Below are 14,477 nucleotides of genomic sequence, written 5' to 3' on the forward strand. Positions count from 1 at the left end.
AGAGGCTCTGAGGAGGCAGGATGGGGCGCGGGCCGCGCTACAAGTACGCCATGCGTGAGGTTCGGGTCGCCAACGGCGTGCTCACCGTCGGGCTCACCACCTTCGCGCTGAGCAACGTCATGCGGGTCGAGGTGGTCGGTGTGGCCAAGCCCCAGCCGATCGGGCCCTGGGTGAACCAGGTGGCCTACCCGTTCGCCATCGTCGCCGTGGTCATGCTGCTGCTGCGCCTGGTCGGTGCCGAGGTGCCGTGGGAGGCCGTCGTCGCCATGGCATGCGCGGGGGTCGCCTGGCCCGCCGCGCGGCTGTGGCAGGTCAGCGGGTTCTGGCAGCCCCTGTGGCGGTACCCCGTCTACGCCCTGGAGATGATCACCGCGACCCAGCACGTGCACCGGATCTGCGCGCACGACTCCCGGCACCTCGCGGCGCTGGCGGAGCTGCTGGGCGCAGCGATGAAGAACCCTGGTATCAGCTACACCGGGACCATCCAGGTGATCTCGAACGCCGACGCCCTGCACACGCTGGCGACCGGCAAGGAGTCGATGGTGCGCTGACCCGTTCAGCGCACGGTGGGGTGCGGGTCCAGGCCGAACCGCACCAGCAGCGAGGACACGAGGTCCTCGTGCAGCGCCACGTGGTCGCCGAACGCGAACTCCTGGTGCCCGTAGACGGCCATGCACTGCAGGCCGTAGACCTGCCGCCAGCTCGTCACCATGAGGTGGGCGATGCCGAGCGGCAGGTCCTGCCCGCCCACGGCGTCGCGGTACCGGCGCACCTGCTCGGCCAGCTCGGGGTCGAGCTCGTCGTCGGCCGGGCGGGGGACGCCGGAGGCGGCCAGCTCGCGGAACAGCGGTACGTAGTGGCCGCCGATCATCTCCGCCATGCGGCGCTGGAGGTCGTGGCTCTCGGGCAGCTCCGAGCTGATGCCCGAGCCGATGACCAGGTCGAACTCCGCCGGGTTCCGGACCGCCCAGTCCAGGGAGGCCCGGGTCGAGGCGACCAGCGCCGCGGCGACGTCGCCGGGCTCCTGCCGGGCGACGGCGGCGCCGAGCGTGTCCAGCACCTCCTCGACGATCAGCTCGCAGAGCTGCGCGATGACGTCCTGCCGGTTCTCGAAGTGCCGGTACAGCGCGGGCGGCGTGACGCCGACCTCCTTGGCGATCGCGGCCATCGTGAGCTTGCTCAGGCCGTGCTGCCCGGCGATCTGGTGGCGGGCCGCGTCGAGCACCTCGCGGTGCAGCTCGTCACGCAGGCGCTCCCGCCGGGACTGGACGGGCGGGTCCGCATCGACGGTCGCCGGCTGCCCCGTGGCGGGCCGTTCTGTCACGGCAGGGCTCACTGACACTCCTTCGTGGCAGGTACCTGGGTCACGGCATCGGCGAGGTCGGCGATGAACGACGTCGAGTGGTTGTCCGTGACCGCGGGCGGGACGATCACCTCGACCGCGGGGTCGCGGCCGTAGGTGACGAACGACCAGGTGCCCTCGTCGTCGGTCGTGACGATCCAGTCGACGGTGGTCCCGTCGCCCGAGTCCACGTGCTGGCAGTCCCCGGACGGGCCGAGCTGCTCCACGCCGCAGCGCATCGTCACGGCGCCGCCCGGCTCGCCCCAGGCCGCCGTGGCCTGGGCGTCGGTCGGCACCTTGGGCAGGTCCTCGCCGAGCTCGTCGGGCACGGCGAGCAGCACCTCCGCGCACAGCGGGTCGGCGGCGTCGGGCGCGACCTCCACCCCGATCGTCCGCGCGCAGCCGCCCAGGGCCACGGCGGTGAGGGCGGCGGCGGCCAGCACGGCGACGGTCCGGGGGGTGACGATTCGGGCGGGAAGCACGGAGATACGTTACCCGCCTGGGGAGCGTGCCCGCCCTCGGCGCCCGCCGGGTGCCGGGCGCCGAGGGCGGCCCAGGGTGCCGGACCCGGCATCGTTGCGGCCCCCGCGCGCCGGGCCGGATGCCGCGCCGGAGCGGGGCGGCACCTTAAGGTCTTCCAGTGACCCGCGTCCGTGACCTCTCCGAGGAGCAGATCCTCGAACGCATCCTCCCCCTGCTGCCCCGGGGGAGCGCCACGCTGCTCGGCCCGGGCGACGACGCCGCGGTGCTCGCCGCGCCCGACGGACGGTTCGTGGTCTCCACGGACGTGCTCGTCGAGGACCGCCACTTCCGCGCGCGCTGGTCCACGGGGTACGACGTCGGACGGCGCGCCGCCGCGCAGAACCTCGCCGACATCGCGGCGATGGGTGCCCGGCCGACCGCGCTGGTCACGTCCCTGGTGGTGCCCGGCGACACCGACGTGGAGTGGGTGACGGGGCTGGCCCGGGGACTGGCCGACGGCTGCGCGCCCGCCGGTGCGGGCGCCGTGGGCGGCGACCTGTCCGGCGGTCCCTGCCTGGTCGTGAGCGTCACCGTGCACGGTGACCTGGAGGGACGCCCACCGGTGCTCCGGTCGGGCGCGCGGCCGGGCGACGTCGTCGCGCACGCGGGGGTGCGCGGGTGGTCGGCCGCCGGGCTGGCGCTCCTGGAGGCGGGTCTGGTCAAGGAGCCGCCGTCCCCGGTGCCGCTGGAGGTCAGCGAGGGTGTGCTGCTCGAGGACGCCTGGGAGCGGCTGGTGTCCGCGCACCTGCGGCCCGAGCCGCCGCTCGCCGCGGGTGTCGCGGCCGCCGAGGCCGGGGCGACGGCGATGCTCGACCTCTCCGACGGTCTGCTCCGCGACGCCGGGCGGCTCGCCGCCGCGAGCGGCGTGCGGATCGACTTCGACGCCGGGGCATTCCCCGCCGACCGGGAGGAGCTGCGCTCGGCGGCCCGGGCAGTCGCCGCGGCGTCGGGCCTGGGCGACCCCGGGTGGGGGCCCGGCCGGTCCGACGTCGACGGTGTGCTCGACGGCTGGATCTGGGGCGGGGGAGAGGACCACGGGCTGCTCGCCACGTTCCCCGCGGACGTGCCGCTGCCGGCGGGCTGGTCCGCCGTCGGGCGGGTGCTCGATGCCCAGGCGGGGAGCGCCGGCGCTCCCGCCGTCACGATCGGCGGCGCGGAGCCCGACGTCGGACCGGGCTGGGACCACTTCCGGGCGTGAGGTCGGCAGATCCCTGCGAGGTCGTGACTCTGCATCGAGATCGGTCCAGCCCTGTGCCGACTGTGATGCCGACTGCCGACCGCGATGCACGGTGCCGACCTCGCCGGCCGCAGATGTCGGTGCGGAGTGCCGAGCTCAGCGCTTGCGGAACCGGAGCTGCGTGAGCGGCTGGCCGCCGATCTCGTCGATGCGCTCGGTGCCGTCGTGCAGGAAGCCGTGCCGCCGGTAGAAGTGCTGCGCGCGCTCGTTGCCCTCCAGGATCCAGAGCGTCACGGAGCCCGAGTGCAGGCCGTCGAGCACGGTGCGCATGAGGTCGCGCGCCACGCCGCTGCCCCAGGCGCGCGGGTGCAGGTAGATGGCGTAGATCTCCAGGTCACCCGGTTCGGCGTCCTCGTCGCGCGACGGCCCCACGCTGGTGAACCCGACGGGTCCGCTCTCGTCCTCGGCGACGAGCACAGTGGTGTCTCGCGCGGTCACTGCCGCCGTCCACTGCCCGGCGCGGTCGGTGATGTCGAGCGAGGCCAGGTAGGAGTCGGACAGGATCTCTGAGTAAGCACCACGCCAAGAGGCGATGTCGACACGAGCGATAGCTTCGGCGTCGGTCGTCGTTGCTGGGCGGATGGTCACGTCTTCCGGTGCCATCATGACCTTACCTTTTCACCGTGCGGGGCCTTGCGCAACCACTTCTTTGGTACCAGATGAAGGTCTGGAACGCCGAAAACGCCCGCCGGGCGAACCGGCGAGCGTCTTCGTCAAGCATGTGCGGGTCGCGTCAGCGACCCGGCTGCGGCAGCGTCAGGCCGAGACCTTGCGCGTGACCTTGCCGGCCTTGAGGCAGGAGGTGCACACGTTGACGCGCTTGGGAGTCCCGCCCACGATCGCGCGGACGCGCTGGATGTTCGGGTTCCAGCGGCGCTTGGTGCGGATGTGGGAGTGCGAAACGCTGTGCCCGAAGCCCGGGCCCTTGCCGCAGACGTCGCAGTTGGCAGCCACGGTGTCTCCTGAATGTCGTGCACGCCGGTGCATAACGACAGCACGACGTGATGGTGGTCTAAGGGAACGCCTGGAGACTTCGGAGCAATCAACGCTTCTTGGCGTTCCAGGCAACTTCGACAGAGTACCTGATGGCGGGCCGCGCCCTCAAACCGTAGCCGCGGGGTGGTGCGTCACACCGGCCGGACCGGGCGGCTGCCCACAGGCCTGCGGACTGCCGGACGCAATCGTCTCACCCGCTCGGTACGGTGGGATCCGTCCGAGCGGGTGCCCGGGCAGCCGCTCGTTCGTGGCACGAGCGTTCGTGACACCAGGTGCAGGAGGGCAGAGCGTGACCGACGTCGACAGCGGCAGCCGGACGGCTGAGCCGGGTCCCCAGGCGTACCCGTCCGGGGCCGGGCTCGACGACCCAGGCGTCGTGCGCGCCTGGGCGCGCGGGGCCACGGCGGCGCTGCGCCGCGAGCGCGCGGCGATCGACCGGGTCAACGTCTTCCCGGTGGCGGACGCCGACACCGGCACCAACCTCTACCTGACTCTCCGCGAGGGCGACCGGGCGGTCGCCGCGGCACCCGCGGACGCCACGGGACCGCGGCTCCTGGCCATGCTCGCCCGGGCGGCGCTGCTGGGTGCGCGCGGCAACTCCGGCGTGATCCTCAGCGAGTGGCTGCGCGGGCTGGCCGTCGCCGCCCGGCGCGGTGGCACCACGGCGGACCTGCTCACGCGCGCTGCGGCGTCCGCCCGGTCCGCGGTGGCGGAGCCCGCCGAGGGCACCATCCTCTCGGCCGCCGACGCCGCGGGGGCGGCCGCGCGCGCCGCCGGACCCGACGCCGGGCCGCTGCCCGTCGTGACCGCCGCGGCGGCCGCCGCCCGGGCGTCCGCACGGGCCAGCCGGGACGAGCTCGACGTGCTGCGCACCGCGGGCGTGCTCGACGCCGGGGCGCTGGGCCTGGTCCTCGTGCTCGACGCGCTCGTCGTCGCGGCGGCGGGAGCGACGGCCGGTGCGGCGGCCGGTGCGGCGACCGGTGCAGCGGGAGCCGGCGGACCGGCCGCCGCCGACCCGGCCGCGGGCGGAGTGTCAGTGGTGCGCGGCAGCATGGACGCCGTGACCCTGGACCAGCTTCTCGACGCCGGTGCGCTGCCGAGCGCGCCGGACCCGGCGGCGACCGCAGACGGCGAGGCCGAGCCGCACGGTGCCGGCTCCGGCGCCCTCGAGCTCATGTTCGTCCTCACCGGCCCCGCCGGCGAGCAGGCCGACACCGTCGCCGCCGGGCTGCGCGGCGCCCTGGCGGAGGTGGGCGACTCCGTGGTCGTCGTCGGCGGGGACGCGGGGACCGGCACGGCGGTCTGGCAGGCCCACGTGCACACCGACCACCTCGACCGGGCGCTCGCGATCGCGGCCGGCGCCGCGCGGGCGGGCACGCTCGCGCAGGTGCACGTGCGGCACCTCGCGGCGGCCGGCCAGCACGAGTGGGGCGTGGTGGCGGCGACGTCGGCGCCCGGGCTGGCCGGGGAGCTCGCGCGCGCGGGGGCCGTCGTCCTCCTCACGGGCGGGGTCGGCGCCACCGTCGAGGCCCTGGTGGCCGACGACGTCGAGCGGGCCGCCGCCTCGACCGGCGCCCGGCGCGTGCTGCTCCTGGGGGCACCCGAGGTGACCGCCGGGCCCGGCGCGCACCTCGACGTCGACGAGCTGATCACCGTGCCGTCGGCCACCGACGTCCACGCCGTCGTGGCGCTGGCGGCTCTCGGCACGCTGCTGCCGGTCGGACTGCCGGACCAGGCCGGCGACCCCGTCGACGCGCACGCCGCCGTGGCCGACGCCCTCGCCGGGCTGACCGTCCACGCGACGTCCGCCGCGGCCGCCGTCGGCGTGCTGGAGGGGGCCGCCGGGCCCGAGACCACCGTGGTGACGGTGCTGCTCGACGCCGGCGTGCCCGCCGACCTGCCCGACCGGCTCGCCGCCGCCCTAACCGGGCGCGCGCCGGACGCCGAGCTCGTCGTCCTGGCGACCGGCCGAGCGGGTGACGGGGTGCAGCTCGGCGCGGAGGCCGCCGCGCCGGAACCGGAGGCAGGCGCATGAGCGAACGGGTGGACGAGCGCCTGGATCGGGCGTTCGACAAGCGGACCGCGACCGCCCTGGGCAAGCTCGGGCTGCAGACCGTGGGCGACCTGCTGGGCCACTACCCGCGCCGGTACGCCGACCCGGGCGCGCTCACGGACATCGCGGCCCTCGAGGTGGGCGAGCACGTGACGATCCTCGCGCGGGTCGAGCAGGCCACCGTGCGGCCCATGCGCAACCGCAACGGAGCGCTCATGGAGGTGGTGGTCACCGACGGCACCAGCCGGCTGTCGCTCACCTTCTTCGGCAAGCACCGCGGCTCGCTCTACAACCACGAGAAGCGCCTGGTCCCGGGCGCGAAGGGCCTGTTCACGGGCACCGTCGGCCTGTACCGCGGCACGCGCCAGCTCACGCACCCGGACTTCACGTTGATGGGCGAGGAGTCCGACCTCGACAGCGACGAGGCGCTGCTGGAGCACGCCACCAAGCCCATCCCGATCTACCCGGCCGCCGCGGGCATCCCGAGCTGGAAGGTCCAGGGCGCGCTGCGCGTCGTGCTGGACACGCTGACCGACGCCGACGTGCCGGACCCCGTGCCCGACGAGGTGCGGCAGCGCCAGGGGCTGCCGGGACGGGCCGCCGCCCTGCGCAGCCTGCACCGGCCCGCGACGCTGGAGGAGGCCTACCGGGCCCGGCACCGCATGCGGTTCGAGGAGGCGTTCGTGCTGCAGGCCGCGCTCGCGCAGCGCCGCGCCCGCACCGCCGCCGAGGACGCGACCGCCCGTCCGCCGCTGCCGGCGGGGCAGCCGAGCATCCTCGCGGACTTCGACGCGGCGCTCCCGTTCGCGCTCACCGACGGCCAGCGCCAGGTCGGCGACGAGATCGCGGCCGAGCTCGCCCGGCCCCGCCCGATGCACCGGCTGCTGCAGGGCGAGGTCGGCAGCGGCAAGACGGTGGTCGCGCTGCGGGCCATGCTCCAGGTGGTCGACGTCGGCGGCCAGGCGGCCCTGCTCGCCCCCACGGAGGTGCTCGCCGCGCAGCACGCCCGCACCCTGCGCGCCCTCCTGGGCCCGCTGGCCGACGGCGGCACGCTGTTCGGTGCCGAGCGCGCGGGCGCCAGCACCCGCGTGGCGCTGCTGACCGGGTCGCTCGGCGCGAAGGCCCGCAAGGAGGCGCTCCTGCAGGCCGCGAGCGGGGAGGCCGGGATCGTGGTCGGCACGCACGCGCTGCTGTCGGAGCAGGTGCAGTTCGCCGACCTGGGCCTCGTCGTGGTGGACGAGCAGCACCGGTTCGGCGTCGAGCAGCGGGACGCGCTGCGCGCCAAGGGGCGCGTGTCGCCGCACCTCCTGGTCATGACCGCCACGCCCATCCCACGCACCGTCGCGATGACGGTGTTCGGCGACCTGGAGACGTCGTCCCTCACGGAGGTGCCGGCCGGGCGTGCGGGCATCACGACCGTCGCGGTGCCCGCGGGGAACGTCCGCTGGACCGACCGCACCTGGGCCCGCGTGCGCGAGGAGGTCGACGCCGGCCGCCGCGCCTACGTCGTGTGCGCGCGGATCCACCCGGACGAGGAGAGCGACGACAAGAGCGGCGCGAGGACCAAGGCCCCGGCCAAGGACTTCGACGACGTGCCCGAGTTCCTCGACCCCGCCGACCCCGGCGTCGCGGGCGCGGCGGACCGCCCGCCGCTTCGCGCCGTGCTCGAGGTGGTCGAGGAGCTGCGCTCGCGTCCGGAGCTCGCCGGGATCGAGGTCGGTGTGCTGCACGGGCAGATGCCGCCGGACCAGAAGGACGCCGCCATGGCCGCCTTCGCCTCCGGGGCCGCACCCGTGCTCGTCTCCACCACGGTGGTCGAGGTGGGCGTGGACGTCCCCGAGGCCACCGCCATGGTGATCTTCGACGCCGACCGGTTCGGCATCTCCCAGCTCCACCAGCTTCGCGGCCGGGTCGGCCGCGGCAGCGACCCGGGCCTGTGCCTCCTGGTCTCCGACGCGGAACCGGGCACGCCCGCCTTCGCCCGGCTGGAGGCCATGACGCAGACCACCGACGGCTTCAAGCTCGCCAACCTCGACCTGGAGCTGCGCAGCGAGGGCGACGTGCTCGGCGCCGCGCAGTCCGGCCGGGCCAGCTCGCTGCGCCTGCTCCGCGTCGTCAAGGACGCCGGGCTCATCGAGGAGGCCCGCACCGCGGCCGCCGACGTCGTGGCGGCGTCCCCCGACCTCACCGAGTTCCCGGAGCTCGCGCGCGCCATCCGCGCGCAGCTCGACGAGGACCAGGAGGAGTTCCTGGAGCGCACGTGACCCGCTGACCTGGTCGGACGGCCGGATCCGGGGCACGGCTCACCACGAACGGGATGACCCACTCCTTACGCCCGAAACATACAACCGATAGAGTCCCCGCCCGTGACGGTCGATGCGAGGCACGCGATCCACACGGGCAGGCCCGCGAAGACCGCGTGGCAGCGCGGGAGACTGCTCGCGCTCGGATCCGTCCTGGTCGCCCTGCTCCTCGTGGGCCACGAGTACGTGCCCAACCGCTGGGGAAACCTCGGCAGCCTCGTCCAGTCCTTCCTGCCCTGGCTCGGCCTCGCGGTGCCGCTCGGCATCCTCGCGGCGCTGCTGCGGCGGTCGGCGCTCGCGGTCCTCGCCGTCCTGCTGCCGCTCGCGGCCTGGATCTGGGTCTTCCTGCCGCAGATCCGTGCCGAGGCCACGCCGCCGGGCGACCTGACGGTGGTGCAGCACAACGTGAGCGACACCAACACCGACATCGAGGGCACCGCCGAGGTGCTGCTCGCGGCCGAGCCCGACGTCGTCACGCTCACCGAGGTGTCCGACACGACGGCGGACCAGTTCACGCAGGCGTTCGCGGAGACCCTGCCGCACCACGAGACCCAGGGCACCGTCGGGATCTGGTCCCGGTACCCGCTCAAGGGGGCGCAGGCCGTGGACATCCGGCCCGAGGGCGTGGACGCCTCCTGGGACCGCGGCCTGCGCGTGGTCATCCAGCGGGAGGGCGCTGGCGTCGCGCTGTTCGTCGCGCACCTGCCGTCCGTCCGGTTCGGCACGGGCGGCTTCGAGACGGAGCCGCGCAACGCGAGCGGCCTGCGGCTCGCGGAGGCGGTCGACGCCGAGCAGACGGAGACGGTGATCGTGGCGGGGGACCTGAACGCGGTCCTGGCCGACGACGCGATCGCGCCGCTGACCAACCTCGTCACCGCGCCGACCACCGGCTTCGAGTTCACCTACCCCGCGGCGTTCCCGGTGGCGCAGATCGACCACGTCCTGGCCCGCGGCGCGACCGTGACGGACGTCCGCACCCTGCCCCGCACGGCCAGCGATCACCGCCCGATCGTCGCCCACGTCGACACCCCCTGGTCCTGACGCGGGCGGGTTAGGGTCGGGGGCGTGACCAGGATCGTTGCGGGGTCGGTGGGCGGGCGGTCCATCGCGGTGCCCGCGAAGGGCACCCGCCCCACCAGCGACCGTGTCCGCGAGGCGATCTTCTCCCGGCTGGAGCACCTCGACGTGCTCGACGGCGCCCGCGTGCTCGACCTCTACGCCGGCTCCGGCGCGCTCGGGCTGGAGGCCGCCAGCCGCGGCGCGGTGTCGGTGACCCTCGTGGACAGCGCGCGTGCCGCGGCCGACGTCGCACGCAAGAACGTCGCCACCCTCGGCCTGGCCGGGGTGCGCGTCACCACGGAGAGCGCCGAGCGGTACGCGGCGGCGCTCGCGGGCCGGGTGGCCGGCGGCGGGGCGGGCCCGGGCGGCGCCGCGGCCGCCGGCCTCGTCGGCGCCGCCGGCGGGCTGGACCTCGTGTTCCTCGACCCGCCGTACGACCTCGCCGAGGACGAGCTCGCCGTCGTCCTGACACACCTCGCGACGCCGGGGGTGCTCGCCGACGGCGCCGTCGTGGTCGTCGAGCGGTCGACCCGCACCCCGGAGCCGGCCTGGCCGGCCGGCCTGGCCCCGTTCGCGCGCAAGGACTACGGCGAGACGGCGGTCCACTACGCGGAGCCGTCAGGCACCGCGCCCGAGGACGAGGGTCCCGCGCCGTCGGATAGCGTGGGCGCGTGACCATCGTCGTCTGCCCCGGGTCGTTCGACCCCATCACGCTCGGCCACCTCGACGTGGTCCGCCGCGCCACCACGATGTTCGACGACGTGGTGGTCGGCGTCGCGAAGAACCCCGGCAAGTCCGGCCTGCTGGACCTGGAGACGCGCGCCGGGCTCGTGCGCGCGGCCCTGGCGTCCGCGGCCGGGGCCGAGCCGGAGCTGGCCCGGGTGCGGGTCGCCGTCGTGCCCGGGCTGCTCGTGGACTTCTGCCGGGAGATCGGCGCGGTCGCCGTCGTCAAAGGCCTGCGCGGCGGCGCGGACTTCGACGCCGAGCAGCCGATGGCGCTCATGAACCGGCACCTGTCGGGCGTCGAGACGATCTTCCTGCCGGGCGACCAGCGGTACGCGCACGTCGCTTCGTCGCTGGTCAAGGACATCGTGCGGCACGGTGGACCGGTCGACGACCTGGTCCCGGCGGGAGTGACGGAGGCCCTGCGGGCCGCGCTGGGGCAGCCCGCCGCGGGCTCGTGAGCCCTGTCACTCCGCACGGGCGCGCGTGCCGCCCGTTCCATGTCGTAGGATTGCTTTTTGGCCCCTGGCGTCAGCCTCCTCTGCGTGGCTGAGAGCCGGTCCACCCCCCTCATCGTCCATCCGGACGCTGTCCTCGTTCTGCCCTCATCGGAGCCTGTTATCTCCCGCGAACCGAAATCGCCGCTCGTGCTCGACACGCACGAGCTCTCTCGGCGTGCCGGAACGATGCGTACGCACAGCGCGACCGTGCAGGCGCCGTCGGACCTCGGCACCGCCGTGATCGGTATCCCGGAAGGCTCTGACCTGGAGCTGGACCTTAGGCTCGAGTCCGTGATGGAGGGCGTGCTGGTCTCCGGCACCGTCCGCGGCACGGTCAAGGGCGAGTGCAGCCGCTGCCTCGACGACATCTCCCGTGAGATCACGGTCGACGTCACCGAGCTGTTCGCCTACCCCGAGAAGGCCGCTGCGTCGGCCAAGGCGGGGGACGTCGACGTGGAGGACGAAGAGTCTGTCCTGAACGAGGACGACATGGCAGACCTGGAGCCCTCGCTTCGGGATTCGGTCGTGACTGCACTACCATTTCAACCGTTGTGCCGGGAGGACTGCCCGGGCCTGTGCTCCGAGTGCGGAGCGCGCCTGGCGGATGACCCCGGTCATCACCATGACGTGGTCGACCCTCGTTGGTCGGCGCTACAGAGCATGCTCGAACCTACGAGCGTGTCGGACGAGACGAAAGAGAGCTAGCCGTGGCTGTTCCGAAGCGCAAGATGTCGCGCAGCAACACCCGTGCGCGTCGCTCGCAGTGGAAGACCACCGCAGCGACCCTCACGACCTGCCCGCAGTGCCAGGGCAACAAGCTGCCCCACACGGCGTGCCCGACGTGCGGTACCTACAAGGGTCGCACCTACCGCGACGCCCTGAAGACCGTTCACGCGGGCTGACGTGGCCAAGGGCGGGACGGCCCCGGCAAGGCCGGAACCTACCGCGCTGCTCGAGAAGCTCGGGGTCCATCTGGACCCCGAGCTTCTTGTGCTGGCACTGACCCACCGGTCGTTCGCGCACGAGGCCGGGGGCATCCCCACCAACGAGCGCCTGGAGTTCCTGGGTGACACGGTGCTGGGGCTGGTGGTCACCGAGGCGCTGTACCGGCGCCACCCGGACCAGTCGGAGGGCGACCTGGCGCGCATGCGCGCGGCCACGGTGTCGCAGCGTGCGCTCGCCGCGATCGCGCGCACCCTCGGGCTGGGCAAGTACGTGCTGCTCGGCAAGGGTGAGATCCGCACGCGCGGTTTCGAGAAGGACTCGATCCTGTCCGACACGGTCGAGGCGCTGATCGGCGCCACGTACCTGTCGCACGGTCTGGAGACCTCGCGCGAGCTCGTGCACCGGCTGGTGGACCCGACGCTCGACATCGCCGCCGGGCTGGGCGCGGGCCTGGACTGGAAGACCTCGCTCCAGGAGGCGTCCGCCGAGCGCGGCCTGGGTTCGCCGGACTACATCGCCACGTTCGAGGGGCCGGAGCACGCGCGGGTCTTCCACTCGACCGTCGTGATCGACGGCGTCACCTACGGGTCCGGTTCCGGCACCGCGAAGAAGCACGCCGAGCAGGGCGCCGCGGAGGAGACCTACCGGGCCCTGCTGGAGAAGTTCCCGCTGCACAAGGCGCCGGCCGCCGGTGCCTGAGCTTCCCGAGGTCGAGACCGTCCGGGACGGTCTCGACCGGCTCGTCGTGGGCGCCGTGGTGCGCGACGTCGAGGTCGCCCGCGAGTACAGCGTCCGCAGGCACGACGGCGGCCCGGACTCCTTCCGCGACCAGCTCACCGGACGGCGCCTGGCGGCCGCGGTGCGCCGCGGCAAGTTCCTCTGGCTGCCGCTCCTGCCAGAGGGCCCTGCGAGCCCCGTGGGCGACGTCGTCCCGGCGGCCGCGCTGCTGGCGCACCTCGGGATGTCGGGCCAGCTCCTCGTGCGCGGCGCTGCGCCGGCCGCCGCGCCCGGCGCCGCCCCGGACGAGGAAGCTGCCCGGACCCCGACCGGCGCCGCAGACCCGGCGGACGACTGGCAGCACCCGCACCTGCGGGTCCGCCTGCACCTGGACGGTGCCCCCTCCGGGGCGCGGTACCTCGACTTCGTGGACCAGCGGACCTTCGGGCACCTGAGCGTCCAGGACCTGGTGCCCGACGGGACGAGCGCGAGCGTCCCCGCCGGACACGGTTCCGACCTGCCCGTGCTGCCCGAGCCGGTGGCGCACATCGCGCGCGACCTGCTCGACCCGAACCTGGACCTGGACGCGCTGGTGAGCCGCGTCCGCCGTCGTCGGACGCAGGTCAAGCGCGCCCTGCTGGACCAGACCGTCGTGTCCGGCGTGGGCAACATCTATGCGGACGAGGCGCTGTGGCGGGCGCAGGTGCACTGGGCACGGCCCACGGACAAGCTGAAGGCCGCCGACGTGCGCCGCGTGCTGGACTCGGCGGCCGAGGTGATGCGCGAGGCGCTGGCGCAGGGCGGCACGAGCTTCGACGAGCTGTACGTCAACGTCAACGGCCAGTCGGGGTACTTCGACCGGTCGCTCGCCGTCTACGGCCGGGAGAACGAGGAGTGCCGTCGCTGCGGTGCGCTGGTGCGCCGTGACGCGTTCATGAACCGGTCGTCGTTCAGCTGCCCGGTCTGCCAGCCCAAGCCCCGCGGCCTCTGACCTCGCTCCACCCCTCGCCCCACCGTCGAGTGCTGGGTACGTGTCGCTTCCGAGCGGCCGGAACCACCCATACCCAGCACTCGACGAGGGCGGGAGGTGGGTCAGCGGGTGGCTACGTTGCGGAGGGCGTCGCCCGCGCGCCAGGCCGTGAGCTGTTCGGCCAGGAACCGGGCCGCGCCGCGGGGCCGGCCGCCCGCGACGTGCGGCGTGAGGATCAGGTTCGGCACGTCCCACAGCGGCGAGTCGGCGGGCAGCGGCTCGGTCTCCATGACGTCGAGCGCCGCGCCGGCGAGCCGGCCGGAGCGCAGGGCGTCCTCCAGGGCGGCCTCGTCCACGGTCGCGCCGCGGCCGACGTTGACGAAGCGGGCGGTCGGCGGCAGCAGGCCGAGCAGCCGGGCGTCCAGGATGTGCCGGGTCGCGGGCACGGCCGGCAGCAGCGAGACGAGCAGGTCGGTCTCGGCCAGCAGCGCGTCGAGGCCGCCGGCGTCGACCACGGGGTAGCCGGAGCGCTCGCCCGCCCGCGAGGCCACGCCCGTGACCTGCGCGCCGAGCGCGGTCAGCAGCGGCGCCAGGCGCAGGGCGATGGACCCGAAGCCCCAGATCGTCACGCGCGCGCCGTCGAGCGAGTACTCGAGGCCGGTGACGCCGTCGGCCTGGGCGAACGCGATCTCCTTGGCCCAGCGGTGCTCCCGCTGCGCGGCCAGGGACACGTCGATCCGGCGGACCGACGCCAGGATCAGGGCCAGCGCGTGCTCGGTCACGGTGTCGTCGTGCAGGGACTGCCCGGAGGAGATGACGACGTCGGGGGCGAACCCGGAGCGCAGCGCGACGTCCGGACCCGCCGACAGGGTCTGCACCCAGCGCAGGCCGGTCAGCCGCTCGGCGGCGTCGGCCACGATCTTGGGCGGGCTGGACCAGGTGACGAGCAGCTCGGCGTCGGTGTGCTCGGCGGGGATCGGCTCGTTCATCGCGTAGGTGGCGACGGTGTCGGTGCCGCCGGGCGCGAAGGAGGCTCCGCCGTCGGGCAGCAGGGACGGGAAGTCGAGGTCGAAGGGCACGTCCGGTACGAGGATCTTCACGCCGGGGACG

At 74.4% G+C, this 14,477-nt stretch carries 16 protein-coding genes; 11 read left to right on the forward strand and 5 right to left on the reverse strand.

Annotation, left to right across the window (positions count from 1 at the left end; all coding sequences use genetic code 11):
* Positions 1 to 20: 20 nt before the first annotated feature.
* Positions 21 to 551, forward strand: a complete 531-nt coding sequence (locus tag ACIPN7_RS19595) for a hypothetical protein (RefSeq protein ID WP_400545949.1) — start codon at positions 21 to 23, stop codon at positions 549 to 551.
* Positions 552 to 556: 5 nt separating this feature from the next.
* Here ACIPN7_RS19595 and ACIPN7_RS19600 read toward each other — a convergent pair whose 3' ends face one another.
* Together ACIPN7_RS19600 and ACIPN7_RS19605 are read right to left on the reverse strand one after the other, a co-directional pair.
* Complete coding sequence (locus ACIPN7_RS19600; protein ID WP_400545952.1) at positions 557 to 1,336, reverse strand: TetR/AcrR family transcriptional regulator; 780 nt, start codon at positions 1,334 to 1,336, stop codon at positions 557 to 559.
* The gene (locus ACIPN7_RS19605; RefSeq protein ID WP_400545955.1) at positions 1,333 to 1,824 is read right to left on the reverse strand and encodes a DUF3515 domain-containing protein; all 492 of its coding nucleotides are present in this window, start codon (positions 1,822 to 1,824) and stop codon (positions 1,333 to 1,335) included. The genes ACIPN7_RS19600 and ACIPN7_RS19605 overlap by 4 nt, the downstream gene beginning before the upstream one ends.
* A 158-nt stretch (positions 1,825 to 1,982) precedes the next feature.
* Between ACIPN7_RS19605 and ACIPN7_RS19610 the strand changes: the two genes are divergently transcribed.
* Positions 1,983 to 3,062: a thiamine-phosphate kinase gene (locus ACIPN7_RS19610; protein WP_400545958.1), complete on the forward strand. Its 1,080-nt coding sequence runs from the start codon at positions 1,983 to 1,985 to the stop codon at positions 3,060 to 3,062.
* Between the two features lie 135 nt (positions 3,063 to 3,197).
* Here ACIPN7_RS19610 and ACIPN7_RS19615 read toward each other — a convergent pair whose 3' ends face one another.
* Both ACIPN7_RS19615 and rpmB read right to left on the reverse strand, forming a co-directional pair.
* Entirely contained in the window at positions 3,198 to 3,707 is a 510-nt protein-coding gene (locus tag ACIPN7_RS19615) for a GNAT family N-acetyltransferase (RefSeq protein WP_400545961.1), read from the reverse strand.
* Between the two features lie 150 nt (positions 3,708 to 3,857).
* Positions 3,858 to 4,055 (reverse strand): 50S ribosomal protein L28, encoded by a 198-nt coding sequence (gene rpmB, locus ACIPN7_RS19620; protein WP_119143026.1) that lies wholly within the window; start codon positions 4,053 to 4,055, stop codon positions 3,858 to 3,860.
* Positions 4,056 to 4,386: 331 nt separating this feature from the next.
* On the opposite strand from rpmB, the gene ACIPN7_RS19625 reads away from it, so the two are divergent.
* The 9 genes from ACIPN7_RS19625 to mutM all read left to right on the forward strand — a co-directional run bounded on the left by ACIPN7_RS19625 (position 4,387) and on the right by mutM (position 13,388).
* On the forward strand, positions 4,387 to 6,132 hold the full coding sequence (locus tag ACIPN7_RS19625; RefSeq protein ID WP_400545965.1) for a DAK2 domain-containing protein: 1,746 nt from the start codon (positions 4,387 to 4,389) through the stop codon (positions 6,130 to 6,132).
* The gene (locus tag ACIPN7_RS19630; RefSeq protein WP_400545968.1) at positions 6,129 to 8,414 is read left to right on the forward strand and encodes an ATP-dependent DNA helicase RecG; all 2,286 of its coding nucleotides are present in this window, start codon (positions 6,129 to 6,131) and stop codon (positions 8,412 to 8,414) included. Before ACIPN7_RS19625 ends, ACIPN7_RS19630 begins: the two co-directional genes overlap by 4 nt.
* A 102-nt stretch (positions 8,415 to 8,516) precedes the next feature.
* Positions 8,517 to 9,494 carry an endonuclease/exonuclease/phosphatase family protein gene (locus tag ACIPN7_RS19635; protein ID WP_400545971.1) on the forward strand — a complete coding sequence of 326 codons (978 nt, stop codon included), beginning with the start codon at positions 8,517 to 8,519 and terminating at the stop codon, positions 9,492 to 9,494.
* A 24-nt stretch (positions 9,495 to 9,518) separates the two neighbouring features.
* Entirely contained in the window at positions 9,519 to 10,187 is a 669-nt protein-coding gene (locus ACIPN7_RS19640; RefSeq protein ID WP_400545974.1) for an RsmD family RNA methyltransferase, read from the forward strand.
* The gene (gene coaD / locus ACIPN7_RS19645) at positions 10,184 to 10,696 is read left to right on the forward strand and encodes a pantetheine-phosphate adenylyltransferase (RefSeq protein WP_400545977.1); all 513 of its coding nucleotides are present in this window, start codon (positions 10,184 to 10,186) and stop codon (positions 10,694 to 10,696) included. The genes ACIPN7_RS19640 and coaD overlap by 4 nt, the downstream gene beginning before the upstream one ends.
* Before the next feature lie 186 nt (positions 10,697 to 10,882).
* Positions 10,883 to 11,440, forward strand: a complete 558-nt coding sequence (locus tag ACIPN7_RS19650) for a YceD family protein (RefSeq protein ID WP_400546436.1) — start codon at positions 10,883 to 10,885, stop codon at positions 11,438 to 11,440.
* 2 nt (positions 11,441 to 11,442) lie between these two features.
* Positions 11,443 to 11,637 (forward strand): 50S ribosomal protein L32, encoded by a 195-nt coding sequence (gene rpmF, locus ACIPN7_RS19655; RefSeq protein WP_108495103.1) that lies wholly within the window; start codon positions 11,443 to 11,445, stop codon positions 11,635 to 11,637.
* Position 11,638: 1 nt separating this feature from the next.
* Positions 11,639 to 12,379 carry a ribonuclease III gene (rnc, locus tag ACIPN7_RS19660; RefSeq protein WP_400545981.1) on the forward strand — a complete coding sequence of 247 codons (741 nt, stop codon included), beginning with the start codon at positions 11,639 to 11,641 and terminating at the stop codon, positions 12,377 to 12,379.
* Positions 12,372 to 13,388 (forward strand): bifunctional DNA-formamidopyrimidine glycosylase/DNA-(apurinic or apyrimidinic site) lyase, encoded by a 1,017-nt coding sequence (mutM, locus tag ACIPN7_RS19665; RefSeq protein WP_400545984.1) that lies wholly within the window; start codon positions 12,372 to 12,374, stop codon positions 13,386 to 13,388. Before rnc ends, mutM begins: the two co-directional genes overlap by 8 nt.
* Positions 13,389 to 13,489: 101 nt before the next feature.
* Here mutM and ACIPN7_RS19670 read toward each other — a convergent pair whose 3' ends face one another.
* Positions 13,490 to 14,467, reverse strand: a complete 978-nt coding sequence (locus ACIPN7_RS19670; RefSeq protein WP_400545987.1) for an NAD(P)-dependent oxidoreductase — start codon at positions 14,465 to 14,467, stop codon at positions 13,490 to 13,492.
* Between the last annotated feature and the right edge of the window lie 10 nt (positions 14,468 to 14,477).

Origin of the sequence: Promicromonospora sp. NPDC090134 (assembly GCF_044746965.1) — a bacterium.
Lineage (GTDB): Bacteria > Actinomycetota > Actinomycetes > Actinomycetales > Cellulomonadaceae > Promicromonospora.